This is a genomic window from Micromonospora sp. NPDC049102 (assembly GCF_043197485.1).
GTDB lineage: Bacteria > Actinomycetota > Actinomycetes > Mycobacteriales > Micromonosporaceae > Micromonospora.
The window spans coordinates 50,112-64,267 of sequence record NZ_JBICTE010000019.1; the positions used below are offsets into that span (position 1 = coordinate 50,112).

Genomic DNA, 14,156 nt, shown 5'->3' on the forward strand with positions numbered 1-14,156 from the left:
GGTGCTCTCACCCTGAGGTAGAAGCCGACCACACCGTTCTCGACACCCCGGAGGAAAGAAACTTCTAGCCGACCTCGTCGACCTCCAGGACCAGGCTCTGCTCCGGGTGCAGCGCGGGCAGTTGTACGCCCACCCGGGCCAGCGCCGCACCGCTGAGCGTGACGCCGGACGCCAGCCAGGGCGGCGCGGACCGCTCGATGGTCGCCGGGGCCGGCACGCCCGCCACCGGCCGTACCCGGTAACGGAGCGCCGGGTCGAGGCCGGGCAGCCGTACCGCGCCGGGGGTCTCCGCCACTGACGTGGTCAGCCGGGCCACCGCGTACACCGCTCGGGTCCTGTCCTGGTCGATGACGCCGTGCGCCCAGACGGCCGGGTCCGGGTGGTCGACCCGGACCACCCGCCCGGCGTGCAGCAGCGGGCGCAGCCGCTTGTGCAACGCCACCCAGGCGGTCAGCTCGGTCTGTTCGTCGGCGCTGATCGAGGCGATGTCCCACTCGATGCCGTGGTGACCGAACAGCGCGGTGGCCGCCCGGAAACCCAGGTCGTGTACGCGGTGGGTGGTGTGCGAGCGCTGCGGGCCGACGTGTGTGCCGACGAGTTCCGGTGGCAGCAGCAGTCCGGTCCAGCGCTGGATGCTGAGGCGTTCCAGCGCGTCGTTGCAGTCGCTGGCCCAGACCCGGTCGGTGCGGGCCAGGATGGCCAGGTCCACGCGGGCCCCGCCGGACGAGCAGCTCTCGATCTCCACGCCGGGATGGCGTCGGCGCAGCTCGTCGAGGAGGCGGTAGACCGCGAGGGTCTGCCCGTGTACGCCGGGCCGGCCGTCGTGCCCCGCCTCGGTGAGGTCCCGGTTGTGGTCCCACTTGAGGTAGCTGATGGCGGGATGCTCGGTGAGCAGCGCGTCGAGGCGTTCCAGCACGTGGTCGTACGCCTCGGGGCGGCCCAGGTCGAGCACCTGCTGGTTGCGCCACGCGGGCGGCAGCCGCCCCGGCACGGTCAGCAGCCAGTCGGCGTGCGCGCGGAACAGGTCGGAGTCGGGGTTGACCATCTCCGGCTCGACCCACAGGCCGAACTGAAGCCCCTGACCGGTCACGTGGTCGATGAGCGGTTGCAGGCCGTCGGGCCACACGCCCTCGTCGACGTACCAGTCGCCGAGCCCGGCGGTGTCGTCGCGTCGGCCGCGGAACCAGCCGTCGTCCAGTACGAACCGTTCCACGCCGATCTGCGCGGCGCGGTCGGCCAGGGCCCGCAGCCGGTCCAGGTCGTGGTCGAAGTAGACCGCCTCCCACACGTTGAGGGTCACCGGGCGGGGGGAGCGCGGATGTCCGGGCCGGGCCCGCAGGTGCGAGTGGAGGACGTGACTGAGCCCGTCCAACCCCTCGTCGGACCAGACGGCGTAGAGCAGCGGAGTGTCGTACGCCTCGCCGGGAGCGAGCCGGATCTCGCCGGGGGCCAGCAGTTCCCCGCCACCGAGGGCGGACTCACCGGTGGGTCGGCGTTCGGCGACGGTGACGTGGTCGCCGCTCCACGCGGTGTGCACAGCCCAGACCTCGCCGTGGCCGAAGCCGAACCCGGCGGTGCCGGCCACCAGCAGCAGTGTGGCGTCGTGCCCGGTACGACCGTGCCGCCCCTCGCGGACCCACGCGCCGTGCTGCCACGGGTGCCGCTGCGGGGAGCGTTCCCGGCACCAGCGGCCGGTCAGGTCGAGCAGCTCGGTGGCGACCGCCGGCACCGGGAGCACCGGCGTCAACTCCCGCAGCTCGTACGCGCCGTCGCCGTCGTTGCGGAGCCGGTGCCGGATGGTCAGCAGGCCGTGCGGGTCGAGCGTGATCTCGATGGTCAGGGCCAGCCCGGCGGCCGGGTCCGACGCCCGCACGGTGAGCAGCGCCGGAGCGTCGGCGGGCTCGTCGACGTCGATTCCGTCGAGCCGGAAGGCGGTGGACCAGTCCCGTCCGTCGCGGTGCCCGGCCAGGCCCGGTCGACCGCTCCAGCCGGCGCTCGCCTCCGGCAGCAGCGACAGCGCGGGTGGCTCGTCGAAACTGCTCGGCACCACCGGCGGCACGGTCGCTGCCACGAGCTGGCGCAGGGCGTCGTCGTCCAGGTCGCCGATGTCACCACCCCAGTGCGCCACCCGGGGCAGCCCCGGGCCGCGCGCGTCGAGCACCAGGCTGGTCCGTGCGCGGCGCAGGTGCAGGATCGTCATCCTTTGGAGGCTCCCAAGGTCAGGCCCCGGACGAAGTGTCGCTGGAGCATAAAGAAGATCACCAGGGTGGGGATCGCGACGAGCACGCTGCCCGCCGAGACCAGGTTGTTGTCGGTGAAGAACTGGCCGCGCAGGTTGTTGAGCGAGCTGGTCACCGGGAACTTGTCGCCGGTGCGCATGAGGACGGTGGCCCAGAAGAACTCGTTGTAGATCCAGGTCACCTCCAGGGTGGCCAGCGCGGCCAGGGCCGGCCGACACAGCGGCATGGTGAGCTGCCAGTACTGCCGCCAGACGCTCGCCCCGTCGACCATCGCCGCCTCGTAGAGGTCGTGGGGCAGCGCCTTCATGTAGTTGCTGAGCACGAAGACGCAGAACCCGCACTGGAAGGCGACGTTGATCAGGATCAGGCCCCAGTAGCTGTCGTAGAGCAGCTCCGAGTCGCTCATGAACTCCGGCAGCGGCACCTCGGTGAAGAGCCGGAACAGTGGGATGAGCAACGCCTGTTGCGGCAGCAGGTTGGCGGCGGTGAAGATGCCGAGCAGGACGAGGTTGATCTTCCAACTGAATCGGGCGATGACGAACGCCACGCAGGAGGCGAGATAGAGCGTCAGCAGCACCGCCGGCACCGTGATGTAGACGGAGTTGAGGAAGTGCTTGCCGAACTCCGCCTGGTCCCAGGCCGTGACGTAGTTGTCGATGGTCCAGCCGCCGAACGAGACGTAGCCGTGTGCGGCGGTGTACTGGTACGAGCGGAACGAGGTGAGCACCGCCCAGGCGATCGGGAAGAGCCAGCTCAGGGCCACGGCGATGAGGAAGCCGTGCAGCAGCATCCGCAGCGGGGTCAGTCTGCGTCGGCGGATCGGGGTGTCGACGCTCATTCCCGGTTCTCCCTTATCACGGTCGCCAGGTAGATGGTGATGAAGACGAGCGAGACGACCAGCATGATCGTCGCCAGTGCCGAGCCGAAGCCGATCCGGCTCGCCTCACCCACCACGTTCTGGGTGACCAGCGCGGAGATCAACTCCAGGCCGTTGCGGCCCTTGTTGACGACCCAGACCAGGTCGAACGCCCGCAGCGACTCGATCACGGTCACCACCAGCACGATGATGTTGATCGGTCGCAGCACCGGGAAGACGACCCGGAAGAACGTCCGGACCTCCGAGGCGCCGTCGACCGCGGCGGCCTCGCGCAGCGACGGGTCGACGCCCTTCAGCCCGGCCAGGTAGAGCAGCATGATGTAGCCGACGTGCCGCCAACCGGAGGCGAGCATGACCGCCCAGATGTTGACGTTCGAGTCGCCGTACCAGTCGGTGTCGGTGCCGAGGACGGCGTTGATCAGACCCTGGTCACGGGAGTAGAGCAGCTGCCAGACGAAGCCGATCAGCGCCAGCGAGAGCACCACCGGCAGGTACAGCGCGGTCTGGTAGAAGCGGCTGCCGCGCAGCTCCTTGTCGAGCAGGACGGCCAGGAACATGCCGAACGGGGTCGCGACCACGAACAGCACGGCCAGCCACAGCAGGTTGTGCTGGACCGCCGGCACGAACGGCGGGTAGATGTTCACCACGTCGCTGTAGTTGCGCCCGCCGACGAACTCGATCTCGTTCAGAGGGCCGATGCCGTCCCAGTCGGTGCCGGACAGCACCACGGTCGCCAGCGCCGGCAGCCAGACGAGCGCGGTGACGAGCAGCAGTGGGACGACCACCATCAGCGTGACGACCACGCGGTCGGTGGGGGACAGGAGCCGTAGCCGCCGGCGACGACCACCCGTGGAGGTGGTCGCGGCCGGCGGCGGCACGGCGTGATCCGCTTGGATCAGGGGCAGGTCGGACACGATGTCCTCCCCCTTCCGCCGTCAGTCAGTGAAGATCGACTTTTTCTGGTTCTCGATGGACGTCGTCAGGCCGTCGATGTCCTTGGGGTTCTTGATGAACTGCTGGATCGCCGGGATCATCACCGTGGACGCGAAGTCCGGCCGGGTGTCCCGGTCGAGGAACTGCGCGATCTCGGTGGCCGACCCGACCAACTCGGCGGCCTTCTTCTGCAGGGCCGTGTAGCCGCCGACGTCCGCGCCACTGTTGGCGACGAGGACGGCCGGGTCGTTCTTGAGGTTGATGTCCGCGGCCGCCTTGCCACCGAAGTACTCCAGCAGCTTGCGGGCGTTGTCCTCGTTCTTGGGCTTGCGGGCCATCATGTACCCGTCGATCGGGGCGTCCAGGGCTTTCGCGCCGATGGCCGGGTCGATCTCGGGGAAGGTGAAGAAGTCGAGGTCGTCCTGCTCGTCGTTGCTGAACTGCTGACCGACGAAGAGGCCGAGCAGGTACATGCCGCTCTTCTTCTGCTGCAACGACTGCGCGGCCTCCTGCCAGGTGCGGCCGAGGCTGTCCGGCTGGTGCAGGGGGAGCAGGCCGGCCCAGGTGTCGAAGACCTTCTTGACCATGTCGGAGGTCCAGGCCTCCTTGCCGGCCATCAGGTCGACGTGGAACTGGTAGCCGTTGATGCGCAGGTTGAGGATGTCGAAGGTGCCCATCGCCGGCCAGCCGTCCTTGTCGGCGAACGCGATCGGGGTGAGGCCGTCCTTCTTCATCTGCGCACCGAGCGCGGTGAACTGGTCCAGGGTGGTGGGCACCTGGTAGCCGTGCTGCTGCCACACCGACTTGCGGTAGAAGACCGCCCACGGGTAGTACGTCGCCGGGACGAAGTACTGCTTGCCGTCGTCGCCGGTGGACGCCTTCTTGAAGGCGTCCGAGTAGCCGGAGAGCTTGCCCCACACGTCGCTGATGTCGCTGGCCAGGCCCTTCTGCGCGAAGAAGCGCATCCGGTAGCCGGCGAACCAGGTGAAGACGTCGTCCGGCTTGCCCTGTAGGTAGTTGTTGATGTTCTCCTGGAACGTGTTGTGGTCGACCGTGTTGGTCGCGACCTGCACGCCGGACGAGGTCTTGAACCCGTCGGTGACCTTGGCGAGGACGTCCTTGGGCTTCGGGTCGGACTGGTTCGATCCGAGCGTGACGTCCTTACTGGACCCACCGGAGCCGGAGTCGTCGCCGCAGCCGGCGAGCAGACCGGTGCTCAGCAGCGCGCCCGTGCCGGCCGCACCGGCCAGCAGCGACCGTCGGTTGATGCCGGCGACGGAGGGCGGTACGAGCCGAGCCAGATATTCGGCTTGCGATCGGGGACGGGACATCTGTGCCTCCTGCGGATGAAGAGGTGCTACGCCCTGGGGCCGTCAGGTGTGGTGAGGTGCGGTCCGGCCTGTTGAATACGCATCGTGATCCACCGAGAATCCACATTGGCGAACAGGATCGGCGAGTTGGGGCCTCAAGCTACCCCTCCATAGGCCGCTGTCAAGAGGTCTGTTCGCCTCTGATAACCCAGTCGTGATGCGCCCGTTACGAGGTAAACGTTGGAAAGCAAGTCGATGTTGGAACCTGTTGACATCGATGTGTGGCCGGTGCACCCTCACCTGTCATGCGGCGATGGCAGGGTGACGGCATTTACTTCGGTGGCGACTACAACCCCGAGCAGTGGCCCGAGCAGACCTGGTCGGAGGACGTCGAGCTGATGCGGCGGGCCGGGGTCAACCTGGTCTCCGTCGGCATCTTCTCCTGGGCGCTGCTGGAACCCCAGCCGGGTCGGTTCGAGTTCGGCTGGCTGGACCGTGTGCTCGACCTCCTGCACGACGGGGGCATCCAGGTCGACCTGGCCACCGCCACCGCCAGTCCGCCGCCATGGCTGGCCCGCGCGCACCCCGAGACGCTGCCCCGCCGGGCCGACGGCGCGATTCTCTGGCCCGGTGGACGGCAGGCGTACTGCCCCAGCTCCCCGGTGTTCCGCGAACGGTCCCTGGAGTTGGTACGCGCGGTCGCCGGCCGGTACGCCGAACACCCCGCCGTCGTCATGTGGCACGTCTCCAACGAGCTGGGCTGCCACAACGTGCATTGCTACTGCGACGTCAGCGCCGAGGCGTTCCGGGAGTGGCTGCGCGAGCGCTACGGCGACCTGGACCGGCTCAACGACGCCTGGGGCACCTCGTTCTGGAGCCAGCGCTACGGCGACTGGGCCGAGATCAACCCGCCGCGTACCGCGCCGACGTTCGCCAACCCCACGCAGCAGCTCGACTTCCTGCGCTTCTCCTCCGACGAGCAGCGCGCCCAACTCCGCGCCGAGCGTGCGGCGCTCACGGAACTGGTCCGTCAGCCGATCACCACCAACTTCATGATCGGCATGGACGTGAAGCATCTGGACTACCACTCCTGGGCCGACGACGTGGACCTCGTCTCCAACGACCACTACCTGACCGCCGCCGACCCGCAGGCCCACGTCGGGCTGGCGCTCGCCGCCGACCAGACCCGTGGCGTCGCCGGCGGCGAGCCCTGGCTGCTGATGGAACACTCGACGAGCGCGGTCAACTGGCAGCCACGCAACGTGGCGAAGCTCCCCGGCCAGCTCCGCCGCAACAGCCTGGCCGACGTCGCCCGGGGCGCCGACGGCGTGCTGTTCTTCCAGTGGCGCGCCTCCCGGGCCGGCGCCGAGAAGTTCCACTCCGCGCTGGTGCCGCACGCCGGCCCGGACACCAAGGTGTTCCGCGAGGTCTGCCAGCTCGGCGCGGACCTCAAGGCCCTTGCCGAGGTACGCGGCAGTCGGGTCGACGCCGACGTGGCGATCCTGTTCGACTGGGAGGCCTGGTGGGCGGTCGAGCTGGACTCCCACCCGAGCGTCGACGTCACGTACGCCAACCGCCTCAACGCTCTCTACGGGGCGCTGTGGCGGGCCGGCGTGACCACCGACATCGTCCATCCGTCGGCCGACCTCAGCGGCTACCGGCTGGTCCTCGTACCGACTCTGTACCTCGTCCGCGACAGCGACGTCGAGGCGCTGCACCGGTTCGTGGAGGCCGGTGGCACGGCGGCGATCACCTACTTCAGCGGCATCGTCGACGAGAACGACCACATCCGCCCCGGCGGCTACCCCGGAGCGTTCCGGGACCTGCTCGGCGTACGCACCGAGGAGTTCTTCCCCCTGCGCGAGGGCGAGCGGGTCGAACTCGACGACGGCAGCACCGCCGACGTGTGGGCCGAGTGGCTGCACCCCGACGACGCCGAGGTGCTGGCGTCGTACACCGACGGGCCCTTGCCGGGTGTGCCGGCGCTGACGCGACGGCCGGTCGGCACGGGCGCCGCCTGGTACGTCGGCACCCGGCTGGACGAGCCGGCCACCGATCGGCTGGTCGCCCGACTGCTCGACGAGGCCGGCGTCCGCCCGGCGGCGCAGGCGCCGACCGGGGTGGAGGTGGTACGTCGCCGCGACGGCGAGCGAAGCTGGCTGTTCGCGATCAACCACACCGACACCGAGGTACGCGTCGCCGTGCGCGGCACGGAGTTGTTGACCGGGACGCAATGTACGGGTGAGCTGACCGTGCCGGCCGGCGAGGTGGCCGTGGTCCGCGAGGACCGGTCGTAGTGTGGTCGACGGCCACGGTGCGAAGGAGGTTCCCCAGATGCTGGCCCAGCAGCGGCAGAGCGCCATCCTCGACCTGATCCGCCAGCGCGGCGGGGTCCGGGTGAGCCACCTGGTCAGCCGGTTCGGCGTGTCCGACATGACGATCCGGCGCGACCTGGAGGTGCTGGCCGAGCGCGGCCTGGTGGACAAGGTCCACGGTGGGGCGACACTGGCCGGGCCCGGCTCGGCCGACGAGCCCGGCTTCGCCGCGAAGTCGATCCGCCAGCAGGCGGAGAAGCGGGCCATCGCCGAACGGGCGGCGACGATGGTGGAGCCGGGGATGGCCATCGCACTGTCCGCCGGCACGACCACCGCGGCGCTGGCCACCCTGCTGTCCGACGTGCATGGGCTGACCGTGGTGACCAACTCGATCCCGGTGGCCGACGCGCTCTACCAGAATCCGCGCGCCGACCAGACTGTCGTCCTCACCGGCGGCATCCGTACCCCGTCCGACGCGCTGACCGGCCCGGTGGCCGAGGCGGCGATCAGCGCGCTCAACGTCGACCTGCTCTTCCTGGGTGTGCACGGCCTGAGCCCGCGTACCGGCTTCACCACGCCGAACCTGCTGGAGGCCGGCGTCAACCGTTGCCTCATCGGGGCCGCCCGCCGGCTGGTGGTGCTCGCCGACCACACCAAGTGGGAGACGATCGGCATCGCCACGATCGCCCCACTGGAGGCGGCCGACATCCTGATCACCGACGTCGGGCTGCCGACGGAGGCACGCACCACGATCGGCGAGCAGGTAGGCGAACTGGTCGTCGTCGACCCGTGACGTGATCGACCCGGATTCCTGGAAGTTGGGGTGTTCTCTTCGGCGGAACACCCCGATTTTCAGGAATACGAGTGGATCACCCGTTCACCGGCTGGCAGGCGGCCAGGGGTCGTCGACGGGCAGGCAGACGCCGCCGTGGTCGGCCTGCCGCCCGCACCGGCGGCGATCGGGCATGATCCGGTCACAGAAGACCCAGTGTCGTACGTGCTGCGCGTCCTCGGTCGACACGGTGATGCCGGCGACGTCGACCTCTGGCATCGAGGCCAGCGATCGGGCGAGTGTGCGCGCCAGGTCCAGCGTCCCGGCCAGGTCGGGAACCGTCACCGGCAGGTGGATCACGTGCCGGGATGGCGGTCCGGCCGAGTCGGTCGGCTCGGTGAAGGCCAGCACGGCGGCCCGAGGCAGCGGTACGAAGATGCGGTCCGGTGGGATCACCACTGCCGCCTCTCGGGCCAGGCACCCTGCCGGGCCCGCAGCGCACGCTTGACCCGCGCGTTCTCCTCGCTGAGCAGCGCCAGATCGTGGTGCAGCGTGGTCAGGTCGAGCGCGATCCGGTGCAGGAACCGCCGCACCTCCCGGGGGTCGAGGCCCCGCCGGCCGAAGCCCACGGTGGCGAACTGGTGGTCGCGCACGTGCCGTGGATGCAGCCGGCCGCCGTCGTAGAGCGTGCCTCTGGTCATCGGTCACCTCCCTGTCGTCGGGTCCGTGGACGCGTCGGGGTCGCGGACGCGTCCTTTTTCGTGGTAGGTATTCGTGCAAGTCGGTTCGGAGCCGGGATTCAGTCATCCCGACGCTCTAGTTGAGACCCGACGAGAGCCGGTATGCGACTGCCACTCGCGAGGCCGTCTCTCGTCACCTTCTCGGCTGTTGGCACAGCCGCGGTTGCCGTGTTTGCACCGGGCTTCCCCGGGGGCCCGGCGATCACCCTCACCCGCAGGTCACGTTTCCAGTGGCCTCGGTATTGGTGCAACGACACCAACGGAATCCCTCAGTGGGTGCCTGGAGAGGTGAACATGGCCGCGATTAGAGAGCCGTTCGTTCGAACCCTGCGTGCCCAATGGCTGGGCCAGCAGATGCGTGAGCTGCGCGAGAAGCGTGGACTCACCCTCAAGTACGTCGCGCAGTATCTCGAGCGTGACTTCTCGTCGCTCGCTCGCTATGAGAGAGCGGAGTGGCCCTTCCGGAGAGATCTTGTCGTGGCGTTGCTGGATCTCTACGGCGTCTACGACGAGCGGGAACGGGAGCGGCTGATCCAGCTCGCACAGGACGTCTGGCGTGTCGACCGCTGGGACAACGGCTTCGACAAGACGATCTACGACAACTCGTTCATCGACTTCCCGTGGTTGGAATCGAGAGCCGATGAGGTCTGTACCTACGCGGCGCATCTGATACCCGGGCTGCTTCAGACACGCGACTACGCCGAGGCGGTCATCAGGAACGCCGAGCCGAGTTCCGCTAGTGAGGTCGATATCCGGAAATGGGTCCAACTGCGCATGGATCGACAGCGGTTGCTGGATGGCCCTCCACCGATGAGGCTCTCCGTGATCATCGAGGAGGCGGCCCTGCGGCGGCACGTCATGAGTAGAAGCGTCATGGCTGCTCAACTGGCTCACCTCGCACGCGCTACCGCGAAGCCAACTATCGAGATCCGTGTTCTCCCGCTGGCCCTCGGGCTGCACGCCGGCCTGGACGGCACTTTCTGGCTCTTCAAGATGCCTGCCCCCTACTCAGACGTCGCCCATGCCGAAACCCTCGGTGGGCGCCTCTTCCTGGAATCGGACAATGCCTCGCGGTACGTCCGCGCGTACGATCGCCCCCGGGAGGCCGCACTCAGTGCGACTGAGTCGGCGAAGCTGATCACAGCACTCACGGAGGAGCTGTCATGAGCGAGTCCACGCCTGACGTCGCCTGGCACATCAGCACCAGGAGCCCGGACAACGGCGGCAACTGCGTCGAGGCCGGGCCTGTTCTCGACGGGTCTGGTCGGGTGGCGGTGCGCGACAGCAAGGACCGGGCGTCCGCGACCCTCGTCTACGGCGTCAGCGACTGGACGGCGTTCGTCAACGGGGTGAAGGACGGCGCGTTCGCGCGCACCGAGCCGTGATCGACTCGACATCGCCGATGTCGGGGTGTCCCGGTCGGGTTGATGGCCCGACTTCGGCGATGTCGAGTTGATCAGAAGTCGGTGGCGTCACCTCCTGGTCGGCGGGCACCATGCCGGTCATGGAGGCGCACGAGGTGGCGGACCGTTTCGACCGGGCGGTGCAGCGGCTGCGGCGCACCGTCGAGAGTGGCGACTCCGACGACTGGTCGGAGCTGCTCCGGCACGCGGCGGGCGCGGGTCCGGTGGCCGTCCGGCTGGCCGTCGGGCAGCTCGCCGATCCAGACCGCGTCGTGCGCGCGGCGGCGTGTGACCTGCTCGGCTCCGCGAGCGCCGTGCACGGGGACGATCTGCGCGTGGACGCCGCGACGGCCCTGATCTCGCTGGCCGCCACCGAGACCGATCCCGAGGTGCACTGGTCGATCGCGCGCGCGTTGGGTGCCACCTGCGACCCTCACGCCCTGCCGACCCTGGTCAGCCTCGCGAGCAGCACCGACAGCGACGTACGTTTCCAGGTCGCCCTCGCGGTGCCGGCGGTGCTCGACGACCCGCCGGCCGAAGCCGGCGAGGCGGTGCTGATCGACCTGTCCGCTGACGCCGACGCGCGGGTGCGGGAGTGGGCGACCTTCGGGCTCGGTTGGGTGAGCACCGCGGACGGGAACGCCGTCCGTCGGGCGCTGTGGGACCGCACCCGCGACGTCGACCCGGAGGTACGCGCGGAAGGCGCTCGCGGGCTGGCCCGGCGGCGGGACACACGGGCGTTGCCACTGGTACGCGAGCTGCTCGCGCAGGACGAGGTCCACCCGTTCACCATCTGGGCCGCCGCCTACCTCGGTGACCCGTCACTGCTGCCGCTGCTGAAGGGCTTCGATCCGGACGCCGACCACGTCGCCGATGCCCTGCGCGAATGTGATCCGCCGCGCCGCGACCGGCGGAACGACCTGGCCTGGCAGCTACTGCTCGCCGTGCACCGGCGTCAGCCCGACTGGGCGGTCAGCGTGGCTGGCGAGCGGTGCGACCTCGACCTTCAGCTCGACATCACCGATGGTGCCGACCGTTCGGGTTACTGGTGTGTCGACGGGCTGCTCCGCCGGGCCGGCGACGATCCCGAGCGCGCGGCCGAGGAGGCGATCGCGGACCTGAGCCCGACATAGCCACGCCTCGGCGGTGATCGACTCGGATTCCCGGAAGTCGGGCTGTCCCGATCGTAGTGATACCCCGACTTGCAGGATGTCGAGTCGATCAAGCGGGCCAGGCGCGGCGCGCTCACAGCCACCTCACAGGGGGTCTGGATAGGGTGCGCGGTGAGTCAACGTCCGGCTCCATGGTGGAGCGGTCGGCTGTCGCACAGGAGTTCCGATGGTCTTCAAGAAGATGTTGAGCGCGTTCGGTGTGGGTGGTCCCAGCGTGGACACCGTGCTGGCCAACCCCAACACCCGGCCCGGCCTGACCCTCGACGGGCAGGTCAACCTCGTCGGCGGTGACAACCCCGCGGCCATCGAGCAGGTGGTGATCGGCCTGGTCACCCGGGTCGAGGTCGAGGGCCACGACACGGAGTACGCGGGCACCATGGAGTTCCACCGGATGGGCGTGAGCGGCGCGTTCCAGCTCGCGCCGAAGCAGGAGCTGTCGATCCCGTTCCAGCTCCCGGTGCCGTGGGAGACCCCGATCACCGACGTGTACGGCCAGCGCCTGCACGGCATGACGATGGGCCTGCGGACCGAGCTGTCGGTGGCCCGCGCGGTCGACAAGACCGACCTGGACCAGGTGGCCGTGCACCCGTTGCCGGTGCACGAGCGGATTCTGGAGGCGTTCCAGCGGCTCGGTTTCCGCTTCAAGCACGCCGACCTGGAGCGTGGCCACATCCGGGGCGTGCAGCAGACGCTGCCGTTCTACCAGGAGATCGAGTTCTTCGCCTCGCCGCAGTACGCGGGCACGATCAACGAGGTCGAGCTGACCTTCGTGACCAGCCAGCGTGGCGTCGAGGTGATCCTGGAGTGTGACAAGCGGGGCGGCTTCCTCAGCGCCGGGCACGACGCGTTCGGCCGCTACCAGGTGTCGCACGCCGACGTCGACCGGGTGGACTGGGCGCAGGTCGTCGACGGGTGGCTGCGCGAGACCACGTCCCGCTACGGCAGTCTGCGCTCGCAGTACGGCCACGGCCACGGCTACGGCCCGAGTCACGGTCACGGCCGGGGCGGTATGGGCGTGGGCGGGATGGTCGCCGGCGCGGCGCTCGGCGTCGCGGGCGGCATGATCGCCGGCGAGATGATCGAGGACGCGTTCGAGGGCGACTTCGGCGACTTCGGCGGCGACGAGTAGCGCGTTCCACAGACGACGGTGGCCTCCGGGAGATGCTCCCGGAGGCCACCGCGCGCTGTGCTGTCACCCGGTCAGTGCCGGGCCTTGCGCTCCGCGCTGCTGCGCCAGTTGCTGCCGGCCTTGGCCAGGCCGCGGCTACCGAGGTAGCCCAGCGTCAGCAGGGTGATCAGGAACCAGGCGTTGTCGGCCCGGAAGATGTCCACTCCGGCGGAGTTCCGACCGACGACCTGCGACGCGCCCAGTACGGCGGCCACCGCGATCAGGTAGATCCAGAACTCGGTGGTCTTGAACGCCTGCTTGGTCTCCGTACCGGGAGCCTGCATGTCGTTCCGACGCCCGTCGTGCATGACCGGCATCTGCTGCGTGTCCCGCATCATGGCGGGGTTCTGCGGGTCGTTCATGGGCCGGTTCATCGGCCTGGTGGAAGCAGCCTGCGTGCTCATCTGGTCCTCCTCAGGATGCGATGAGTCGTACCTGCCTTCCCTCGCCCCGCTACCGCGTTTCGGCCACGGCACGGTTCGCTTGCACGGCGGGGACGCCCACCGACTACCCGAGGCCGCCGACCAGGTAACACTCCCCGGCCCGAAAAAGAATCGACGACGGCCGGGCCATGCGCGTCCCCAGGGTGGAGGGCCATGATCTGCGCAGTTACAGGGATGCTGCTGCCTCAACCCGCTGCGAGGCAGCAGCATCCCCGAAGATGCTGCCTCACTCTCATGGGGTGAACGCGGCGGATGTCCGGTTCGGGGTCGTCGCGCGAGCCTACGGGTTTGGTCGACCGACGGTCGGGCACCCAGTCAGTTCCACAGCTTCTGCGAGGTGATGGACGTGCGTGAGGACGACATGCGGCAGGAGGCCGCCCGCCAGGCCGAGAACCGGATCGCCGGCGGCGTGTACGGCGAGGGCGCCCTCGACGAGGTGACAGTGCCCCGCACCGACGTGGAGACCCAACTCCAACGCGACGACCCGCTCGACCCCGCACACGAGCGGATCGACCCGCGGGTGTTGCACGACGGCGGCCCGGTCGGCGGGCAGGGCGCGGTGACCACGACCGGTGGCACCGCCGGGCCGGCGAGCGTACGCCGGGTGGCCCGCCAGCCGGAGCGGCATCCCGGCAAGGTGGCCCCGACGACGACAGGTGACGCCACCACCGGCGGCATGAGCACTCCGACGGGCGGCGGGACCAGCGACCAGTCCACCTCGGCGACCGGCCCGGGCAAGTCCATCCGGGACCGTTCCACCGACCGACGGTGATCCCACCCCGC

General features: G+C 69.4%; 14 protein-coding genes. 7 read left to right on the top strand and 7 right to left on the bottom strand.

Going from position 1 to position 14,156, the window contains the following annotated elements:
• Positions 1–64 precede the first annotated feature (64 nt).
• Genes ACGFH9_RS19060 through ACGFH9_RS19075 form a run of 4 tightly spaced genes read right to left on the bottom strand, consistent with a single transcriptional unit; the run spans position 65 to position 5,381 of the window.
• On the bottom strand, positions 65–2,200 hold the full coding sequence (locus ACGFH9_RS19060) for an alpha-galactosidase (protein ID WP_393220847.1): 2,136 nt from the start codon (positions 2,198–2,200) through the stop codon (positions 65–67).
• Entirely contained in the window at positions 2,197–3,078 is an 882-nt protein-coding gene (locus ACGFH9_RS19065; RefSeq protein WP_393220850.1) for a carbohydrate ABC transporter permease, read from the bottom strand. Before ACGFH9_RS19065 ends, ACGFH9_RS19060 begins: the two co-directional genes overlap by 4 nt.
• Positions 3,075–4,031 carry a carbohydrate ABC transporter permease gene (locus ACGFH9_RS19070; RefSeq protein ID WP_393220853.1) on the bottom strand — a complete coding sequence of 319 codons (957 nt, stop codon included), beginning with the start codon at positions 4,029–4,031 and terminating at the stop codon, positions 3,075–3,077. Before ACGFH9_RS19070 ends, ACGFH9_RS19065 begins: the two co-directional genes overlap by 4 nt.
• A 21-nt stretch (positions 4,032–4,052) precedes the next feature.
• Positions 4,053–5,381 (bottom strand): ABC transporter substrate-binding protein, encoded by a 1,329-nt coding sequence (locus tag ACGFH9_RS19075; protein ID WP_393220856.1) that lies wholly within the window; start codon positions 5,379–5,381, stop codon positions 4,053–4,055.
• A gap of 284 nt (positions 5,382–5,665) precedes the next feature.
• Here ACGFH9_RS19075 and ACGFH9_RS19080 point away from each other — a divergent pair, with 284 nt between their 5' ends.
• Together ACGFH9_RS19080 and ACGFH9_RS19085 are read left to right on the top strand one after the other, a co-directional pair.
• The gene (locus tag ACGFH9_RS19080; RefSeq protein WP_393220859.1) at positions 5,666–7,657 is read left to right on the top strand and encodes a beta-galactosidase; all 1,992 of its coding nucleotides are present in this window, start codon (positions 5,666–5,668) and stop codon (positions 7,655–7,657) included.
• Positions 7,658–7,694: 37 nt separating this feature from the next.
• Positions 7,695–8,468 (top strand): DeoR/GlpR family DNA-binding transcription regulator, encoded by a 774-nt coding sequence (locus tag ACGFH9_RS19085; protein ID WP_393220862.1) that lies wholly within the window; start codon positions 7,695–7,697, stop codon positions 8,466–8,468.
• Between the two features lie 84 nt (positions 8,469–8,552).
• Here ACGFH9_RS19085 and ACGFH9_RS19090 read toward each other — a convergent pair whose 3' ends face one another.
• Positions 8,553–8,807, bottom strand: coding sequence for a hypothetical protein (locus ACGFH9_RS19090; protein WP_393221026.1), 255 nt, complete (start codon positions 8,805–8,807; stop codon positions 8,553–8,555).
• 92 nt (positions 8,808–8,899) lie between these two features.
• The gene (locus ACGFH9_RS19095) at positions 8,900–9,148 is read right to left on the bottom strand and encodes a DivIVA domain-containing protein (RefSeq protein ID WP_355623043.1); all 249 of its coding nucleotides are present in this window, start codon (positions 9,146–9,148) and stop codon (positions 8,900–8,902) included.
• Positions 9,149–9,481: 333 nt separating this feature from the next.
• On the opposite strand from ACGFH9_RS19095, the gene ACGFH9_RS19100 reads away from it, so the two are divergent.
• The 4 genes from ACGFH9_RS19100 (at position 9,482) to ACGFH9_RS19115 (ending at position 12,891) form a co-directional block, all read left to right on the top strand.
• Complete coding sequence (locus ACGFH9_RS19100; protein WP_393221029.1) at positions 9,482–10,354, top strand: helix-turn-helix domain-containing protein; 873 nt, start codon at positions 9,482–9,484, stop codon at positions 10,352–10,354.
• A complete protein-coding gene (locus ACGFH9_RS19105) occupies positions 10,351–10,572 on the top strand; it encodes a DUF397 domain-containing protein (RefSeq protein WP_393220865.1) in 222 nt (73 codons plus the stop codon). The genes ACGFH9_RS19100 and ACGFH9_RS19105 overlap by 4 nt, the downstream gene beginning before the upstream one ends.
• Positions 10,573–10,691: 119 nt before the next feature.
• Positions 10,692–11,723, top strand: coding sequence for a HEAT repeat domain-containing protein (locus ACGFH9_RS19110; RefSeq protein ID WP_393220868.1), 1,032 nt, complete (start codon positions 10,692–10,694; stop codon positions 11,721–11,723).
• 205 nt (positions 11,724–11,928) lie between these two features.
• Positions 11,929–12,891, top strand: a complete 963-nt coding sequence (locus ACGFH9_RS19115) for a sporulation protein (protein ID WP_393220871.1) — start codon at positions 11,929–11,931, stop codon at positions 12,889–12,891.
• A 71-nt stretch (positions 12,892–12,962) separates the two neighbouring features.
• Here ACGFH9_RS19115 and ACGFH9_RS19120 read toward each other — a convergent pair whose 3' ends face one another.
• Entirely contained in the window at positions 12,963–13,334 is a 372-nt protein-coding gene (locus ACGFH9_RS19120) for a hypothetical protein (RefSeq protein ID WP_393220874.1), read from the bottom strand.
• Between the two features lie 385 nt (positions 13,335–13,719).
• Here ACGFH9_RS19120 and ACGFH9_RS19125 point away from each other — a divergent pair, with 385 nt between their 5' ends.
• Positions 13,720–14,145 carry a hypothetical protein gene (locus ACGFH9_RS19125; protein ID WP_355233753.1) on the top strand — a complete coding sequence of 142 codons (426 nt, stop codon included), beginning with the start codon at positions 13,720–13,722 and terminating at the stop codon, positions 14,143–14,145.
• Positions 14,146–14,156 lie beyond the last annotated feature (11 nt).